Genomic DNA, 16,247 nt, shown 5'->3' with positions numbered 1-16,247 from the left:
TTATAGGCGCCGCAGCTAATCCACCCTTCGGCGCGAAAAAGTTCCAATTGGGATCATTTCCGAGTCGCAAACCGGGAAAGTGCAAGGAAAAGAAGCACAAGCCCAGCGAAGAGGCTATCGCCCAGCCGGCCGTAAAGCGTCACGGGGCCGGCGCGCGGCAGCCCCGAATCCAGCACGCCCTCGACACCGAGCGGCAGGTTCGCGACCGTCCGCCCATAGGCATCGACCACCGCCGAAATGCCGGTATTGGCGACACGCACCAGCGGCAGGCCTTCCTCGATGCTGCGCAGCCGCGACTGGGCGAAATGCTGGTAGGGGCCGCTAGTCTGGCCGAACCAGCCGTCATTGGTCAGGTTCAGGAAAAAGCCGGCGCGCGGGCCGCGCACGGAGACCTCGCCCGGAAACACCGCCTCGTAGCAGATCAGCGGCGCAGCCGTCGGCAAGCCCTTGATCGCGAGCGGTGCCCGCACGCTTCCCGAAGCAAAACCACCGGGGATCGAGACGAACTGGGACAGGCCGACGCCGCGGATCAGCGTATCCAGGAACGGCGGGAGGTATTCGCCGAAGGGGACGAGATGGACCTTGTCGTAGCTGGCGACGATGACGCCCTCGTCATTCACCACCTGGATCGCATTGTAGATCGGCGGCCGGCTTTCGCCGGGCAGCGTCTCGCCCGCACGCGCCGCGCCGGTGATCAGCGTCACGTCGGGCGGCAGCACCGCCCCGATGCGCGCGAGGGCGCCGGGCGTGCGACCGAGCAGGAAGGGAAAGGCCGATTCCGGCCAGATCAGGTGCGTGACGTTCTGGAGGCCGGGCGTGGTCGGGCTGGTCGCCCGGTCACTCAGGGCGAGGTAATTGTTGAGGATCGCCTCGCCGTTGCGGCCGTTGAACTTGGCATCCTGCGGCAGGTTGGGCTGCATCAGCCGGAGCTTCACCCCGGCCACGAGCGGCGCGGGAGCGGCCGGCAGGCGCCAGAACCCGAAGGCGAAAAGGCCAGCCAGGGCGGCGAGCGCCAGAAGCGGCGGCAGGCGGCGCCCTGCCGGCGTCTGCGCGGTGCCGAGCACGGCCGGGGCCGCACCGATCGCCACCGCCAACAGGGTCAGGCCGTAGAGCCCCACCAGCGAGGCGGCCTGCGCGAGATGGATCTCGCCCGCCAGCATCATGCCGTAGACGTTCCAGGGGAAGCCGGTCAGGACATGGCCGCGCAGCCATTCGCTGAGCGCCAGCATCGCGGCCAGCACGAGGATGCGCCCGCCGCCCTTGGGCCAGGCCAGGCGCGCGAAGCCGAAGGCGGCAGCCGGAAAGAGGGCGAGGAAGGCCGGCAGGGCCACGACGCCGAGCGGCATCGCCCAGGCGAATTTGTCGGCCTCGACGAGGAAGGCTGCGCCGAGCCACCACAGCCCGGCGAGGAAGAAACCGAAACCCCACCACCAGCCGACGGCGAAAGCAGCCCTGAACCGGCGCCAGGGACTGGTGCCGACGGCGCCGTCGATCAGCCAGACCGCGACCGTCATCGGCACGACGACGAGCGGCCAGAGATCGAGCGGCGGCAGGGCGAGGGCGCCGCTCGCGCCGGCCAAAAGCGCGATCAGGCGCTTCCGCCAGCCCCAGCCCAGGATGACGGCTTCCGCGACGCCGGAGAGCCCCATCAGCCCGGCTCCATCGCCGGTTCTTCAGTCGCGGGCTCGCTGCGGCAATGGATGGTCAGGCGCTTCACGCGGCGCTGGTCGGAATCGAGGATCTCGAAGCTGAGCCCGTCCGGCCCCTTGACCGTCTCGCCCAAAGCCGGAACCCGGCCCGCGAGCGTGACGATCAGGCCGCCCAGCGTATCGATGTCGTCGGCGATCTCGTTGCCGGAGAGATCGACACCGGTCGCGACCTTGAGTTCGGCCAGCGTCGCGCGGGCATCCGCCGTGAAGCGGTTCTCGCCGGCCGGGACGATCGGCGTCTCCTCCAGATCATGCTCGTCCTCGATATCGCCGACGACGATCTCGATCAGGTCCTCGATCGAGACGAGGCCGTCGGTCCCGCCATATTCGTCGATGACCAGCGCGATATGGGTGCGGGTCGACTGCATGCGGACGAGCAGATCGACCGCCGGCATCGAGGGCGGAACGTAAAGGACCGGGCGCAGCAGCTTGGTCTCGGACAGGCGCGTCGCGAGGTCGACGGCGGACAGCGTATGCGGAATCGTGAGCTTGCCGCTCTCGTCCGGGGGCCCGTTCTCGCCGGGCCGGGCCTTCTCGGCGATATATTCGAGGAAGTCGCGGATATGGACCATGCCGCGCGGGTCATCGAGCGTATCGTCGAAGACCGGCAGGCGCGAATGGCCGGCGGTACGGAAATGCGCGAGCAGCTCGTCCAGCGTCGCCTCGGCGGGCACGGCGACGATATCGGCGCGGGGTATCATGACGTCGCCGACGCGGCGCTCGCGCAGGCTCAGCACATTGCTGAGCATCGCGCGTTCCTGGGCGGAGAGATCGGCAAGCTCGCCATTCTCCTCGGCCAGGGCCTCGACGATTTCCTCGCGGGCGGTGCCGCCGCCGCGCAGGCCGAGCCGGTCGAGGAACTGGCCGAGCCAGTGGCCGAGGCCACGGCCGGCGGTTTCGTTCTGGGATTGTCGACTGTCGTCGCTCATGATCGTGGGGGCTTACGCGGAAGAAGGAACGGGCGCCGTGACGAGTTCGGCACCGGCATAGGGATCGGCCACGCCAAGACGGGCGAGGGCTTCGACTTCGAGCGCTTCCATGCGGCGCGCCTCGGCCTCGGTCTCGTGATCCTCGCCGAGGAGATGGAGCAGGCCGTGGATGGCGAGATGGCGGAGATGGTCCGTCACACTCTTGGACTCGGCCTTCGCCTCGCGCAGCACGGTCTCATAGGCGATGACGATGTCGCCGAGCAGCGGGCTTTGCGCGATGCGCTCCGGCGGCGCGGCCGGGAAGGAGAGCACGTTCGTCGCCTTGTCGAAGCCGCGCCAGTCGCGGTTGACGATGCGGATGCGCTTGTCGTCGGTGAGCAGCAGGCTGAGCTCGGCGCCGGGCATGGGCTTGCGCGGGGAGACCGCGATGCCGGCCTCCAGCGCTTCGTTCAGCAAGGCACGCAGGCCCGGCAACTTGCCGAGCTCATGCCAGCGGCGCGACTGCGCCCTGACGTCGAGATGGATCTCAGGAGACGTCTTCTCGGGTGGCGGCGCCGAGCGCCGCCCGCGAGGTCGATCGTTCATCGCGGCCGCTCCCGCGCCAACATCCGCTTCAGCCCTTCGCTGTCGCCTTCCCGGTGGGAATCCGGGGGCGTCTCGGGATTGCGCAAGCGCTCTTCCCGTTCCGCGCGTTCATGACGCGCAGCGCTCTCATAGGCCATGACGATGCGTCGCACCAGTTCATGCCTGACGACATCACCCTCCTCGAAGCGCGCATAGCCGACGCCTTCGACATCCTTGAGCAGCTTCACGGCCTCGACGAGGCCCGAACGCTGGCCCGGCGGCAGGTCGATCTGCGAGGGATCGCCGGTGATGATCATGCGCGAGCCCTCACCCAGGCGGGTGAGGAACATCTTCATCTGCATCGAGGTGGCGTTCTGCGCCTCGTCGAGCAGCACGACGGCGTTCGAGAGCGTGCGCCCACGCATGAAGGCGAGCGGCGCGATCTCGATCATGCCGGTCTGCAGGCCACGCTCGACATGGCGCGCCTCCATGAAGTCGTTCAGCGCGTCGTAGATCGGGCGCAGATAGGGATCGACCTTCTCGCGCATGTCGCCGGGCAGGAAGCCGAGGCGCTCGCCCGCCTCGACCGCCGGGCGCGACAGGATCATGCGCTCGACCACGCCCTGCTCGATCAGCGAGACGGCATGGCCGACCGCGAGCCAGGTCTTGCCGGTGCCGGCCGGGCCTTCGGCGAGGACGAGTTCGTGGCGCTTGAGCTGGCGCAGATAGGCATCCTGCGCCGCGTTGCGGGCACGGACGGGCCCGCGCTTGCGCGTCACGACCGCGTCGAAGGAGGTCTTGCCGGCATCGGCCGTCGGGAAGAGCGAGCGCTGCACGTTGCTCTCCTCGATCGCGCCATCGACCTCGCCGAGCGTGACCGGCGCGCCGGCCTTGGCGCGGGCATAGAGCGTCTTGAGCACGCGCCCGGCCTGCTCGGCCGTCTCGCGGGCGCCCTTCACCGTGACGTGATTGCCGTTGGGGCTGACCACGACGCCGAGCCGGCGCTCGAGATGGGCGAGATTCTGGTCGTACTGGCCGAAGACCAGGCTCGCGAGGCGGTTGTCGTCGAAGGAGAGCACGACCTCCGTCGCCGAAAGCCCTTCACGGACCGCGCTTTCGCGCACGCCGCCCTCGGGGCGGGCGGGCGCGAGATCGCGCCGCGGGTTCCGGTCGGGTCTTTGCGTCGAATCAGCCTGTGCCAAATGCGTCGCCTCGCTTCAGTCCGGGGTGGCGGATCGCCCGTTCCCGGCAACTGTTCCAGCCGGGCAGGAGCGCCCGGCGGGGTCGTCTCGCAGCATAACCGGACGCAACGATCTCAACCTGATGACAGGCCGGCGCCCGTCCCTGGCAGATGGTGACGAAGCGGGACGCGCTCAAGCGGCCAGCCCCTTTCCATCGGTCTCCCCGGCTTCCACCAGCCGGCCGAACAGGGAATTCGTGCTCGTCTTCTCGATCACCACCCGCACGATATCGCCGATCTGATTCGCGTCGCTCTCGATCTGCACAGCCTGCAGATAGGGCGACTTCCCGGCAAGCTGTCCGGGGTAACGTCCCGCCCTTTCGAGCAGGACATCCACCGTGCGTCCGACCATGGCCCGGTTGAAGGTCTGCCGGTGATGCTCGATGCGCTCCTGCAAACGGTAAAGCCGCTCGTTCATCACCTCGCGCGGGACCTGCGCTTCGAGATCGGCCGCCGGCGTGCCGGGACGGGGCGAGTAGTTGAAGGAATAGCTGGACGCGAAGCCGATCTCGTCGACGAGGCGGATCGTTTCCTCGAAATCGGCATCGGTCTCGCCGGGGAAACCGACGATGAAATCCGACGACAGCGCGATATCGGGCCGGGCCTCGCGGATGCGATCGATCAGGCGGCGGTATTCGTCGCCGGTATGCTTGCGGTTCATCGCGGCGAGGATGCGGTCCGAACCCGCCTGCACCGGCAGATGCAGGAAGGGCATGACCTGCGGCAGATCGCGATGGGCGGCGATCAGGTCGTCGTCCATGTCGCGGGGATGGCTCGTGGTATAGCGGATGCGGGCGATGCCCGGCACCGCGGCGACCCGGTGCATCAGGCGCGCCAGGCTCCAGACCGCACCGTCCGGTCCCTCGCCGTGATAGGCGTTGACGTTCTGGCCGATCAGGGTGACGTCGCGCACGCCGGCCTCGGCGAGGCGCTCGACCTCGGCCATGATCTGCGCAACCGGCCGGGAGAACTCGGCGCCGCGCGTATAGGGCACGACGCAGAAGGCGCAGAACTTGTCGCAGCCTTCCTGCACAGTGACGAAGGCCGAGACGCCGCGCGCCAGGATCGCCTGCCGCTTCGGTGCCGGCAGGAAGCCGAACTTGTCCTCGACCGGCAGATCGGTATCGACGATGCGGCGCTTACCGGCCTCGGCCAGAAGCTCGGGCAGGCGGTGATAGGCCTGCGGCCCGACCACGAGATCGACAGCCGGCTGACGGCGCTGAATCTCGCCGCCCTCGGCCTGGGCGACGCAGCCGGCGACGACGATCTTCGTCTCCTGCCCCTCGGCACCCTGCGCCTTCTTGATGTCACGCAGCTTGCCGAGCTCGGTATAGACCTTCTGCACCGCCCGGTCGCGGATATGGCAGGTGTTGAGCAGGATGAGATCCGCGCCCTCCGGCGTCGCCGTCTCCTCATAGCCCTGATGGCTCAGGATGTCGGCCATGCGCTGCCCGTCATAGACGTTCATCTGGCAGCCGAAGGACTTGATATGGACTTTCTTCATCGGTGCGGATCGGGTCTCCAAAACGCATTCTTTACTGCGGATCGGGCGCCTTGGGAACGGCCGGAAGGCGCAGGGGAGGGATAAGCAAGCGGCGGACCAACCCCGGTCACGCCTCCGCGCGGCCGGTGACGGCCTGTTGGCGCGCCTTGCGGACCGAGGCTTCCGCCAGCCGCGTCGCTTCCTTGCGCGAGGTCGCCCGGCCCATCACGATCGGCTCGCCCCAGACCAGTTCGACATCGACCGCGCCGCACTCCAGCACATGCTTGAGATGCGGCCAGAGCTCGGTATCGCCATACCAGGCCAGGGACGCGCGCCCGCCGCGCCCGCCCGGAAGGCCCTGCCAGCCGGTATAGGTGATGGTCAGCGGATAGACCGTCACATCGGCCGTGGCATCGCCCATCGCCTGATGCGCGGCGCCGAGCAGGGAGGAGCGGAAGGGCAGGATGCGCGTGCCGTCACCGGTCGTGCCCTCGGCGAAGAGCACGACCTCCTCGCCATTGGCGATGCGCGCGCCCATGGTGGCCGCCATGCCAGCGGTCGCGCTGCGGCGCTGCCGGTCGATGTAGAGCGTGCGCTGGAGATTGGCGAGGAAGCCGACCACCGGCCATTCGCCGACCTCGCTCTTGGCGACGAAGGCGAGCTCGCGCTCGGCGCCGATCACGCCGATATCGAGCCAGGAGACGTGGTTGGCGACGATCAGCGCGCCCGTCCCGGCCGGCGGCGGAGCGCCCCGCACCCGCGTACGCACGCCGAGGCACCAGCAGGTCAGGCGGTGGAAGCGCAGCGGCAGAGCGCCCCGTCGCGACGGCACCACCCGCATGACGACGAGCTGGGCGAGAACGAGCCCGAGCGTGCCCGTGCACAGCATCACCAGCCGGGCGAGCGCGCCAATGCGGAGTCCGTTCATGCGCAGGCGGGTCCGGTCATCGGCGGAGCGGCGATCTCGTGGCAACTGGAGCGCCGTCAATGGCGCGATTGCGCCGGCTTGTCACGCGAGATCGAGCCGCATCGCGATCGCGGTCGCCCGCGTGCCGTCCGGCTTGGGGTAATAGCCCTTGCGCCTTCCGACCTCGCGGAAGCCGAAATGGCGGTAGAGCCGCTCCGCCGGCAGGTTGCCTTCCTCGACTTCGAGAAAGACCTGCGCGGCACCGTCTTCGGCCAGGCGAGCCAGATGCGCGGCAAGCAGGGCGCGGCCGAAACCATCGCGGCGACGGGCAGGCGCGACGACGATGCTCAGGATCTCCGCCTCGTCGGCGGCCTTACGGGAGATGACGAAGCCTTCGGGATGCCTGCCGCCACCGCTGAAGACGCCGTCCGTCGCGACCGCGGGGTCGGCGATCAGCGCCGCGCATTCGGCCGGCTCCCAGCCACGGGCGAAGCCGCCATGATGATGCAGGGTCGCGACATCGAGCGCGTGCCCGGCATCGAGCCGCATCGTCCGCAACGGGACCGAATCAGGGTGAAGCAGTTTGCGCAGCCAGGCCATGCCCCCTGTTCGCACAGATTGACGCAACGGCAACCACCATTTGGAGGATGCGCTCACCGGCGCGGCAGGCGGGCTTTGTCCTGCGGCGTTGTCTCGGGCGCCTTCAGGTAGAGCGGGCGGGGCGGCGCGCTTTCGGGATCGGCGATGAAGCCGAGCCTGGCGACCCAGGCGATATCCGGTGCCTTGGCATCGTCGATCACCAGCGCATCGAGGCCGATCGCCCAGGCTTCGTTGGCGACGGCCAGAGCCGACGAGCCGACGAGGCTGACCGGGCCTGCACCGATGGCGCGGGCCGCGTCGCGATAGCTGACCTGCCGGAGCGAGACGAGCGGCTTGCCCTCCGCCGTCAGCGCCTGGAACCAGACCTGCCCGTGCTTGGCGTCGAGCGCGGCGGCGATGACACGGCCCGATTCGCGCCCGATCAGGGGCGCGGCGCAGGCCGCGACCGTGGTGACGCCGACCGCCGGGATGCCGGCGGCGAACGCGATGGCGCGGGCCGCGCTGACGCCGACACGCAGGCCGGTATAGCTGCCGGGGCCGACGGTGACGGCGACGCGGGAGAGCGAGCCGAAGCCGCCCTCGACATCCTTCATGACCCGCTCGACCAGCGGCATCAGCGCCTCGGCATGGCCGCGATCCATGGCGATCTGCTCGACCGCCAGGGGCCTCACCATGTCGGCCGTGTCCATCACGCAGGCCGAGCAAGCGCCGAGCGCGGTATCGATCGCGAGAATGCGCATCAGGAGGTCATTCCGCGAAAGGCCCGGCTCATCGTCACCAACAATTCCGCTTCGCTCAGACGGCTTCGACTTCGCGCACGTCCGGCAGGAAGTGGCGCAGCAGGTTCTGGATGCCGTGCTTCAGCGTCGCGGTCGAGGACGGGCAGCCCGAGCAGGAGCCCTTCATCGCGAGATAGACGGTGCCGTCGCGGTAGCCGCGGAAGGTGATGTCGCCGCCATCGCCGGCGACCGCCGGGCGGATGCGGGTCTCGAGCAGGTCCTTGATGGTCTCGACGGTCTCGGCATCGGCGGGATCGAAGAACTCGCCCTCCTCGATCACATCGGCGGCCGAGCCGGCCGCCAGAACCGGGGCGCCCGACATGAAATGCTCCATGATCGCGCCGAGGATCGCGGGCTTCAGATGCGGCCATTCGCCGTCCGACTTGGTGACGGTGATGAAATCGGAGCCGAGGAAGACGCCGGAGACGCCGGAGACGCCGAACAGGCGCTGCGCCAGCGGCGAGCGCTCGGCGTCGGTGACGTCACGCAGGTCGAGCGTGCCGTCGGGCATAACGGCGCGGCCGGGAAGAAACTTGAGTGTCGCCGGATTCGGCGTGGCTTCGGTCTGGATGAACATGGACTTGCCTCCGGTACCGGCGATTCAAGGTCGCCGTTCCTGGCTCCGATATAGGCCGCCGGCTGGAATCATTCCAGCGGCAAGGAATCGCAAGGCCGCCGCCTTCAGGCGAGGGCGTCGATTTCCTCGTCCTCGAGATGCCCGGGCACGATGGCGACGGGGATGGGGAAACTCGCCGAAGACTTGCCGGCGAGCGCGCTGACGAGCGGGCCCGGCCCCTTGCTGCTCGTACCGGCCGCCAGCACGAGCAGCGAGATATCCTCGTCCTCCTCGATCAGCTTGACGAGCTCGTCGGCCTTGTTGCCGACGCGCACGACCTTCTCGGGTTCGAGCCCGGCGAGCGCACGCACCGCAGCGGCAGCGCCTTCGAGACGCTTCTCGGCCTCGGCCTGGGCCTCGGCCAGCATCACTTCACCGACGCCGAGCCAGGTCTCGTGCTCGGGCGGGGTGGCGACACCGAGCAGGACGATCGATGCGCCGACGCGGGCGCAACGACGCGCGGCGAAGCGAATCGCCTTGGCGCATTCCTCGCTGCCGTCGACCACGGCGAGGAATTTCGGGCGATGGCCCGTCTCGTAGGACCGCCGTCTCTTGACCATGAACTGTCCTGCCGCCGCTTCAGGGACGGGCATGGTGACCTGCGCCGGACCCCCCGCGCAAGTGCACCCTGCGTCAACGGCTCCGGACGAAGCCGACGATGTCCTTGACCTCGCGCATGATCGGCGCCGCGATCGCATCGGCCCGATCGGCGCCTGCGCCGAGGATATCGTCGATATGCTTGGAGTCCGCCAGCAGGCGGCGCATCTCGCCGGCGATCGGCGCGAGCTTCTCGACCGCGAGATCGACCAGCGCCGCCTTGAAGCCGGAGAACTGGCCGCCGCCGAACTGCTTGAGCACGGCGTCCTTCGACGAACCCGAGAGGCCGGCATAGATGCCGACGAGGTTCTCGGCCTCGGGCCGGCCTTCCAGGCCCTTTTCCTCGGAGGGAAGCGCCTCGGGATCGGTCTTGGCCTTGCGGATCTTCTGGGCGATCGCCTCGGCATCGTCGGTCAGGTTGATGCGCGAATAGTCGGAAGCGTCCGATTTCGACATCTTCTTGGTGCCGTCGCGCAGGCTCATGACGCGCGGCGCCGGACCCTGGATCATCGGCTCGGGCAGCGGGAAGAAGCCGAGCTCGCCCGTGCCGAGGCCGCGCTCGGCGATCTGCGCCCCGAAATCGTTGTTGAACTTCTGGGCGATGTCGCGGGTCAGCTCGAGATGCTGCTTCTGGTCCTCGCCGACAGGCACATGCGTCGCCTTGTAGAGCAGGATGTCGGCCGCCATCAGGTTCGGATAGGCATAGAGGCCCACCGAGGCGTTCTCGCGGTCCTTGCCGGCCTTTTCCTTGAACTGGGTCATGCGGTTGAGCCAGCCGAGGCGGGCGACGCAGTTGAACACCCAGGCGAGCTCGGCATGGCCCGGCACTTGGCTCTGGTTGAAGATGATGCTGCGCTTGGGATCGACACCGGCGGCGATATAGGCGGCCGTGACCTCACGGATGGCGCGCTTCAGGTCGGCCGGGTCCTGCCACATCGTGATCGCGTGCATGTCGACGACGCAATAGATGCACTCATGCGTGTCCTGCATCGCGACCCAGTTGGTCAGCGCGCCCAGATAATTGCCGAGATGCAGCGTCGAGGTCGGCTGCATGCCTGAGAATACGCGCTGATGAAAACCCGACATGGGGCACTCCGTCGTCACGATGGAGAAGGGAAGCGGCGCTTCTGGCTCAACCCCGCCGCTTGCGCAAGGGGAGAGCGCCGAAGGCTCCGAGCGCCCAGCCCGCGGCGCCATAGCTTGCGAGCCCCGCCAGACAGAGCAGGCCGAGCGCCCCGACCCGGTGCAAGGCCGGCTGATCGGAGGTCAATGGCCCGCTGAGCAACCCGAGCAGCAGCTCCAGCACGGCAAGCATGATCGCGCTCGCCGCAAGGCCGGCGGCGATCGGCCGCAAGCTCGCAATGCTCGGGCGCCAGATGCCGTCGCGCAGCAGCATTCCGCCGAGCAGGCAGGCCTGCGCCATGAAGGCGAAGGTCGCCGCGAGCGCCGCCATTCCCGCCGCATTGCCGTCATTCGCAAGGCCGAACCCGACCAGCGCCGCCACGAGAACCGCGATCCCACCCGCCATCAATGGCCGGCGCGGCGCGCGACGGGCGAAATAGACCTGGCCGAAAACCTTTGCCGCGATCGCAAAGGGCAGGCCGTAGCCGAAGGCGGCGAGCGCCGCCGCCGTGCGCTCGCGATCAACGGCATCGAAGCGGCCATATTCGAACAGCGCCGAGACGATCGGCTCGGCCAGCGCGACGAGGGCCGTCGCAGCCGGCAGGGCGAGCGCAAGCCCCAGCGCCAGCGCCTGGCCCAGCATGGCATCGGGGCCTGCCCGGTTCGCCGCCAGCGCCATGTCGGAGAGCACGACCGTGCCCATCGCGACGCCGACGAAGCCCAGCGGCAGCTGGAAGACGCGATCGGCATAGTAGAGCGCGGCAACGGCGCCCGGACCGATCGATGCGATCTGGGTCGCGACCAGCAGGACGAGCTGGGCGGCGGAAGCCGCGAGCAAGGTCGCGCCGCCCGTGCGGACAAGCCGCGTCATGTCCGGCGACCAGCGCAGGCGCGGGCGCGGCAGGCCGGGTCCGCGCAGGGCCAGCAGGATCATGACGAGATGGGCAAGGCCGGTGAGGCTCGTGCAGAGCGCAAGCCAGCGCGCGCCGGACTCCGGCTCTGTGCCCTTCGCATGCAGCAGCAGCAAGACGACGAGCAGGATCGCGTTCATCAGCGCCGGAGCCAAGGCCGCGACGGCGAAGCGCTTCTCGGCATTGAGCAGCGCCGCGAGCATGGACGCAAGCGTCGTCAGGAACAGGAAGGGCAGCATCAATCGCGTGTAGGAGGCCGCCAGCGCCAGCGTTTCGGGCGCCTCGGCGAAGCCGCCGGCGAGGCCGAGCACGAGCCAGGGCGCGAACAATTCACCCAATCCGACGAGCACCAGCAGCAGCAAGCTGATCTGGCCGGCGGCCTCGCCGGCGAAACCGCGCGCCGCGGCCTCGCCGCGCTCGCCCTTGATAGCAAGATAGAGCGGCACGAAAGGCGCATTGAGCCCGCCTTCGCCCAGCACGCGGCGGACGAGATTGGGCAGACGCAGGGCCGCGAGGAAAGCATCCGCCACCGGCCCACCGCCGAGCAAACGTGCGATCAGGACGTCGCGGGCGAAGCCAAGCAGGCGCGAAGCGATCGTGGCCGCCCCGACGACGGCGGAATCGCGGGCGAGGCGGGAGGGCTGTTCGCTCAAGGCCGGGGTTTCCCGATCACAATCCGAAATCCTCGCGGAAGCGATCGATCTGATGCATGCGCTGGTGAAGGATCGTCACGATGCCGATATCGCCGTTCGCCAGCCTGCGCCAATACACGACATGGCTTTCGTAGCGGAAGCTGAAGCCATCGACGCCGAAATTGGCCGGCACTGGCCGGGACGGCACGCCATGCGTAGCGATCTTGCCGAAGGCTTCGAAAAGGCCCTCGATATAGCGCTCGGCCTGCGCGGCGCCGAACTGTTTCAGGGTGTAGCGATAGATATCATCCAGGCGGCGCGCCGCCGCTTCCTGGATACGAACAGCCGTCACGCCCGCGCCTTGTTACGCGCGATCACCTCTGCCGCTGTCAGGGGCCGGTAGCTGGAATCCGGCGCGGCGAAGGCATGGGTCAGCTCAGCCTTGAGACGGTCGAAAGCCTCGCTTTCGGCGCGCTCCTTGTCGCGTCGGATCAGGTCGCGGACATATTCGCTGACATTTTCGTAGGGACCGTCGTCACCGACCTTGCCCGCCACGAACTCGCTGAGCGCGCTGCCGATGCGCACGGTCATGGTCGTCGTTCGAGACATAGCTCGGGCTCCCTTCTGTCTTCAAGATACACAATCTTGAAGACATAATCCATCGCGGCGCCGCTCGACTCATGCTCCCGTCAGAGGATGAACCGGCTCAGATCTGCGTTCTTGGCGAGGTCGCCGATGCGGGCTTCGACATAGGCGGCGTCGATCGTCACGGCCTCGCCCGAGCGGTCCGGTGCCGTGAACGAAATTTCATCGAGGATGCGCTCGATCACGGTCTGAAGCCGGCGGGCGCCGATATTCTCGACGGACGAGTTCACCTCGACGGCGATGCGGGCGATGGCGTCGATCGCGTCCGGGGTAAAGGTGACGGCGACTTCCTCCGTCGCCATCAGCGCGACGGACTGCTTGATCAGGCTCGCTTCCGTCTCGGTCAGGATGCGCTTGAAATCCTCGATGTCGAGCGGGTTGAGCTCGACGCGGATCGGCAGGCGGCCCTGCAGTTCGGGCAGGAGGTCGGAGGGGCGCGAGACGTGGAAGGCGCCGGAGGCGATGAAGAGGATATGGTCGCTCTTCACGGCCCCGTGCTTGGTCGCGACCGTCGTGCCCTCGATCAGCGGCAGCAGATCGCGCTGCACGCCTTCACGCGAGACATCGGCGCCGCCCTTGCCCTCGCGGGCGCAGATCTTGTCGATCTCGTCGAGGAAGACGATGCCGTTATTCTCGACCTCGCGGATCGCGGCCTGGATGATCGCGTCCTGGTCGATCAGCTTGTCGCTCTCCTCGGCCAGCAGCGGCTGATAGGCGTCCTTGACCAGGACGCGCTTGGGCTTGCCCTTCTGGCCGAAGGCCTTGCCGAGCATGTCGGAGAGGTTGATCGCGCCGATCGAGGCGCCGGGCATGCCGGGAACCTCGAACATCGGGGCGGAGGCACCAGCGCCCGCAGCGACCTCGACCTCGATCTCCTTGTCGTCGAGCTCGTTGTTGCGCAGCTTGCGGCGGAAGGAATCGCGTGTCGCCTGGCTGGAATTGGCGCCGACGAGCGCATCGAGCACGCGTTCCTCGGCGGCGACATGGGCCTTGGCCTGGACATCCTTGCGCCGGCTCTCGCGAACCAGGGCGATCGCGACCTCCAGCAAGTCGCGCACGATCGATTCGACGTCGCGGCCGACATAGCCGACCTCGGTGAACTTGGTCGCCTCGACCTTGAGGAAGGGCGCATTGGCGAGCTTGGCGAGGCGCCGCGCGATCTCGGTCTTGCCGCAACCGGTCGGCCCGATCATCAGGATGTTCTTGGGCGAGACCTCCTCGCGCAGCGGCCCTTCGAGCTGCTGGCGGCGCCAGCGGTTGCGGAGCGCAATGGCGACGGCGCGCTTTGCGTCCTTCTGGCCGACGATGAAGCGGTCGAGCTCGGAGACGATCTCGCGAGGGGAAAAGCTGGTCACTGCTGGTACTCGCTATTGGGCTTCATCGTCTCACTGCGAAATCGGACGGCTTCGCTCCCGCTCGCCTTTGCGATGAAGCGGTCGAGCTCCGAGACGATCTCGCGGGAGGAAAAGCTGGTCATTGCGGTGCTGTATCCGGTGAATGGGCCTGGCGGGAACGTCAGGCCGCTTCGAGCGTCTCGATGACGAGCGAATGGTTGGTGTAGACGCAGATATCGCCGGCGATCTTCATCGCCTTGCGTACGATCGCCTCGGCATCGGGCTCGAGATCGATCAGCGCGCGCGCCGCCGAGAGCGCGTAATTGCCGCCGGAGCCGATCGCCATCACCGCGCCGTGTTCGCTCGCTTCGGGCTCCAGCACGTCGCCGGTGCCGGAAATCAGGAGCGAGACCTCCTTGTCGGCGACGAGCAGCATGGCTTCCAGCCGACGCAGGTAACGGTCCGTGCGCCAGTCCTTCGCCAGCTCGACGCAGGCGCGCAGCAGCTGGGTCGGATACTGCTCGAGCTTCTTCTCCAGGCGCTCGAACAGGGTGAAGGCGTCGGCGGTGGCGCCGGCAAAGCCCGCGATCACCTGCCCCTTGGCGAGGCGGCGGACCTTGCGGGCATTGCCCTTCATGATGGTCTGGCCGAGCGAGACCTGGCCGTCGCCGCCGATGACGACGCGCCCGCCCTTGCGCACCATCAGGATGGTGGTGGCGTGCATTACGGGGGCATTGCTGTTTTCAGACATGAGATCGCGAACCGAGGGTCAGAACAAAGCGGCGGATGCTGCCAAACATGTTCAGGAGAGGCCGCACTATCAAGGGGGGAGCCGGCATGCCACCTGCGAGGGCAGCATAGTGAACCATGCAAGCCATGCTTGAATAACAGCATTACTTACAGTTGAATTCCAGCTTTCATGACGTACATGCCATCACGCCAGCGATAAGCTCGATGCTATTCCCGCAAGTCCTCGGCCTCTGCCGTAGAGCATCCGCAGCACAATCCCGAGTTGCCTTGATGCTAAACTTTTAAGCAGTTTTTTATCATTAACGCCCAAAGGTCAGGGTTTAGATCGGCTTCCATTGTCGGGAAGCCGCCTCGGGGCGTCATCATGAAATCAATCCGCCTGAAAATCCTCGCCATGCTGGCCATCGTCGCCGGCGGCGCCATCCTGTCGGCGATCATCAGTATCTACGGCCTGCACAAGGCCGACGATCTGAACACCCGTTCCGAAATCCAGGGCAATGTCGCGCTGCTGACCCAGCGCATCAACGGCGTGGTCACGGCCGTGGTGATGGAATCGCGCGGCGTCTACATGGCGAAGACGCCGCAGGAAGCCCAGGGCTATGCCAAGGGCATCGAGGATCGCTTCCCGACGCTGCGCAAGTTCACGGCCGACCTGCAGAAGGTCGCCCCGACGGAAGAGCGCGCCATCGTCGACCAGATCGCCAGGGCGGTCGATGAATTCATCACCTTCCGGACAGAAACTGCCCGGCTCGGCCGCGAGGTTTCGCCGGCTGCCGCCAACGAGCAAGGGAACAACGAGGCCAACCGCGCCAACCGCAAGGCCCTGAACGACCTGCTGATCAGCTTCAGCCAGCGCGTCGAGAAGGCCGGTATCGAAGTCGGCGAGGAAGCCACCGCCTTCACCCGGCAGGTCCAGTGGCTGCTGCCGATCGTCCTGCTGGCGACGCTCCTGGTTTCGGTCGGCGTCGCGCTCGTCTTCGCGCAGCGCTCGATCACCAAGCCGATCCTCGACCTGAGCCAGGTCATGGAGAAGCTCACCGCCGGCGATACCAGCATCAACGTTCCCCATTCCGAGCGCCCCGACGAGATCGGCGCCATGGCACGCGCGGTTTCCGTGCTGCGCCAGAGCACCGAGCAGGTCGCCCTGCTGCAGGAACAGGAACGCGCTTCGGCCGCCGCGCGCCTCGCCCGGGCGCAATCGATGGAAGCCGTGGTCTCGGATGTCGGCGAGGTCGTCGCCGCGGCTGCGGCCGGCGATTTCTCGGCCCGCCTCCAGATCGAGGATGCCGACGAGCAGATGCAGCGGCTGGTCGCCGGCATCAACGAGATCAATGCGGTCGTGGACGGGGCGACGACGGAGTTCGCGGAGGCTCTGTCGGCGATTGCTGGCGGCGACCTGACCAACCGGGTCGAGACGGCCTATCGCGGC

General features: G+C 67.7%; 18 protein-coding genes. 1 reads left to right on the top strand and 17 read right to left on the bottom strand.

The features are described from left to right. Nucleotides 1–53: 53 nt before the first annotated feature. The 17 genes from lnt to hslV form a co-directional block, all read right to left on the bottom strand. Nucleotides 54–1,649 (bottom strand): apolipoprotein N-acyltransferase, encoded by a 1,596-nt coding sequence (gene lnt / locus WFK61_RS20210; protein WP_336813875.1) that lies wholly within the window; start codon nt 1,647–1,649, stop codon nt 54–56. After that, nucleotides 1,649–2,638, bottom strand: a complete 990-nt coding sequence (locus WFK61_RS20205) for a hemolysin family protein (protein WP_336813874.1) — start codon at nt 2,636–2,638, stop codon at nt 1,649–1,651. Before WFK61_RS20205 ends, lnt begins: the two co-directional genes overlap by 1 nt. A gap of 12 nt (nt 2,639–2,650) precedes the next feature. Beyond that, nucleotides 2,651–3,223, bottom strand: a complete 573-nt coding sequence (ybeY, locus tag WFK61_RS20200; RefSeq protein ID WP_336813873.1) for an rRNA maturation RNase YbeY — start codon at nt 3,221–3,223, stop codon at nt 2,651–2,653. Beyond that, complete coding sequence (locus tag WFK61_RS20195) at nt 3,220–4,326, bottom strand: PhoH family protein (RefSeq protein WP_336813976.1); 1,107 nt, start codon at nt 4,324–4,326, stop codon at nt 3,220–3,222. The genes ybeY and WFK61_RS20195 overlap by 4 nt, the downstream gene beginning before the upstream one ends. Nucleotides 4,327–4,575: 249 nt before the next feature. Next, nucleotides 4,576–5,946 carry a tRNA (N6-isopentenyl adenosine(37)-C2)-methylthiotransferase MiaB gene (miaB, locus tag WFK61_RS20190; RefSeq protein ID WP_336813872.1) on the bottom strand — a complete coding sequence of 457 codons (1,371 nt, stop codon included), beginning with the start codon at nt 5,944–5,946 and terminating at the stop codon, nt 4,576–4,578. Between the two features lie 106 nt (nt 5,947–6,052). After that, the gene (locus WFK61_RS20185) at nt 6,053–6,853 is read right to left on the bottom strand and encodes a lysophospholipid acyltransferase family protein (protein WP_336813871.1); all 801 of its coding nucleotides are present in this window, start codon (nt 6,851–6,853) and stop codon (nt 6,053–6,055) included. Between the two features lie 81 nt (nt 6,854–6,934). Then, nucleotides 6,935–7,432, bottom strand: a complete 498-nt coding sequence (locus WFK61_RS20180; protein WP_336813870.1) for a GNAT family N-acetyltransferase — start codon at nt 7,430–7,432, stop codon at nt 6,935–6,937. A gap of 53 nt (nt 7,433–7,485) precedes the next feature. Then, nucleotides 7,486–8,172, bottom strand: coding sequence for a tRNA (adenosine(37)-N6)-threonylcarbamoyltransferase complex dimerization subunit type 1 TsaB (gene tsaB, locus WFK61_RS20175; protein WP_336813869.1), 687 nt, complete (start codon nt 8,170–8,172; stop codon nt 7,486–7,488). Between the two features lie 55 nt (nt 8,173–8,227). Further along, nucleotides 8,228–8,788, bottom strand: coding sequence for a NifU family protein (locus WFK61_RS20170; protein WP_336813868.1), 561 nt, complete (start codon nt 8,786–8,788; stop codon nt 8,228–8,230). 104 nt (nt 8,789–8,892) lie between these two features. Further along, nucleotides 8,893–9,387 carry a universal stress protein gene (locus tag WFK61_RS20165; RefSeq protein ID WP_336813867.1) on the bottom strand — a complete coding sequence of 165 codons (495 nt, stop codon included), beginning with the start codon at nt 9,385–9,387 and terminating at the stop codon, nt 8,893–8,895. A gap of 73 nt (nt 9,388–9,460) precedes the next feature. Continuing rightward, on the bottom strand, nt 9,461–10,510 hold the full coding sequence (trpS, locus tag WFK61_RS20160) for a tryptophan--tRNA ligase (protein WP_336813866.1): 1,050 nt from the start codon (nt 10,508–10,510) through the stop codon (nt 9,461–9,463). A 46-nt stretch (nt 10,511–10,556) separates the two neighbouring features. Next, on the bottom strand, nt 10,557–12,110 hold the full coding sequence (gene murJ, locus WFK61_RS20155) for a murein biosynthesis integral membrane protein MurJ (RefSeq protein WP_336813865.1): 1,554 nt from the start codon (nt 12,108–12,110) through the stop codon (nt 10,557–10,559). 16 nt (nt 12,111–12,126) lie between these two features. Then, entirely contained in the window at nt 12,127–12,441 is a 315-nt protein-coding gene (locus WFK61_RS20150; protein ID WP_336813864.1) for a type II toxin-antitoxin system RelE/ParE family toxin, read from the bottom strand. Continuing rightward, on the bottom strand, nt 12,438–12,698 hold the full coding sequence (locus tag WFK61_RS20145) for a ribbon-helix-helix domain-containing protein (protein ID WP_047578942.1): 261 nt from the start codon (nt 12,696–12,698) through the stop codon (nt 12,438–12,440). Before WFK61_RS20145 ends, WFK61_RS20150 begins: the two co-directional genes overlap by 4 nt. Nucleotides 12,699–12,778: 80 nt before the next feature. Further along, nucleotides 12,779–14,089 carry an ATP-dependent protease ATPase subunit HslU gene (gene hslU / locus WFK61_RS20140; RefSeq protein WP_336813863.1) on the bottom strand — a complete coding sequence of 437 codons (1,311 nt, stop codon included), beginning with the start codon at nt 14,087–14,089 and terminating at the stop codon, nt 12,779–12,781. Beyond that, nucleotides 14,086–14,211 carry a hypothetical protein gene (locus WFK61_RS20135; RefSeq protein ID WP_336813862.1) on the bottom strand — a complete coding sequence of 42 codons (126 nt, stop codon included), beginning with the start codon at nt 14,209–14,211 and terminating at the stop codon, nt 14,086–14,088. Before WFK61_RS20135 ends, hslU begins: the two co-directional genes overlap by 4 nt. A gap of 38 nt (nt 14,212–14,249) precedes the next feature. After that, nucleotides 14,250–14,819: an ATP-dependent protease subunit HslV gene (gene hslV, locus WFK61_RS20130; RefSeq protein ID WP_336813861.1), complete on the bottom strand. Its 570-nt coding sequence runs from the start codon at nt 14,817–14,819 to the stop codon at nt 14,250–14,252. Nucleotides 14,820–15,182: 363 nt separating this feature from the next. Between hslV and WFK61_RS20125 the strand changes: the two genes are divergently transcribed. Further along, nucleotides 15,183–16,247: HAMP domain-containing protein (locus WFK61_RS20125; RefSeq protein ID WP_336813860.1), on the top strand; the 1,065-nt coding region annotated here is incomplete at its 3' end.

This window comes from Allobosea sp. MMO-172 (assembly GCF_037147855.1).
Classification (GTDB): Bacteria; Pseudomonadota; Alphaproteobacteria; order Rhizobiales; family Beijerinckiaceae; genus Allobosea.
This window is presented reverse-complemented; position numbering and strand designations above follow the sequence as displayed.

Excerpts from the sequence above, each read along its gene's own strand:
- ybeY (WP_336813873.1), bottom strand. The coding sequence starts at position 3,223 with ATGAACGATCGACCTCGCGGGCGGCGCTCGGCGCCGCCACCCGAGAAG.
- WFK61_RS20145 (WP_047578942.1), bottom strand. The coding sequence starts at position 12,698 with ATGTCTCGAACGACGACCATGACCGTGCGCATCGGCAGCGCGCTCAGC.
- miaB (WP_336813872.1), bottom strand. The coding sequence starts at position 5,946 with ATGAAGAAAGTCCATATCAAGTCCTTCGGCTGCCAGATGAACGTCTAT.
- WFK61_RS20180 (WP_336813870.1), bottom strand. The coding sequence starts at position 7,432 with ATGGCCTGGCTGCGCAAACTGCTTCACCCTGATTCGGTCCCGTTGCGG.
- trpS (WP_336813866.1), bottom strand. The coding sequence starts at position 10,510 with ATGTCGGGTTTTCATCAGCGCGTATTCTCAGGCATGCAGCCGACCTCG.
- WFK61_RS20205 (WP_336813874.1), bottom strand. The coding sequence starts at position 2,638 with ATGAGCGACGACAGTCGACAATCCCAGAACGAAACCGCCGGCCGTGGC.
- hslV (WP_336813861.1), bottom strand. The coding sequence starts at position 14,819 with ATGTCTGAAAACAGCAATGCCCCCGTAATGCACGCCACCACCATCCTG.
- WFK61_RS20165 (WP_336813867.1), bottom strand. The coding sequence starts at position 9,387 with ATGGTCAAGAGACGGCGGTCCTACGAGACGGGCCATCGCCCGAAATTC.
- WFK61_RS20185 (WP_336813871.1), bottom strand. The coding sequence starts at position 6,853 with ATGAACGGACTCCGCATTGGCGCGCTCGCCCGGCTGGTGATGCTGTGC.
- WFK61_RS20135 (WP_336813862.1), bottom strand. The coding sequence starts at position 14,211 with ATGACCAGCTTTTCCTCCCGCGAGATCGTCTCGGAGCTCGACCGCTTC.
- lnt (WP_336813875.1), bottom strand. The coding sequence starts at position 1,649 with ATGGGGCTCTCCGGCGTCGCGGAAGCCGTCATCCTGGGCTGGGGCTGG.
- tsaB (WP_336813869.1), bottom strand. The coding sequence starts at position 8,172 with ATGCGCATTCTCGCGATCGATACCGCGCTCGGCGCTTGCTCGGCCTGC.
- WFK61_RS20170 (WP_336813868.1), bottom strand. The coding sequence starts at position 8,788 with ATGTTCATCCAGACCGAAGCCACGCCGAATCCGGCGACACTCAAGTTT.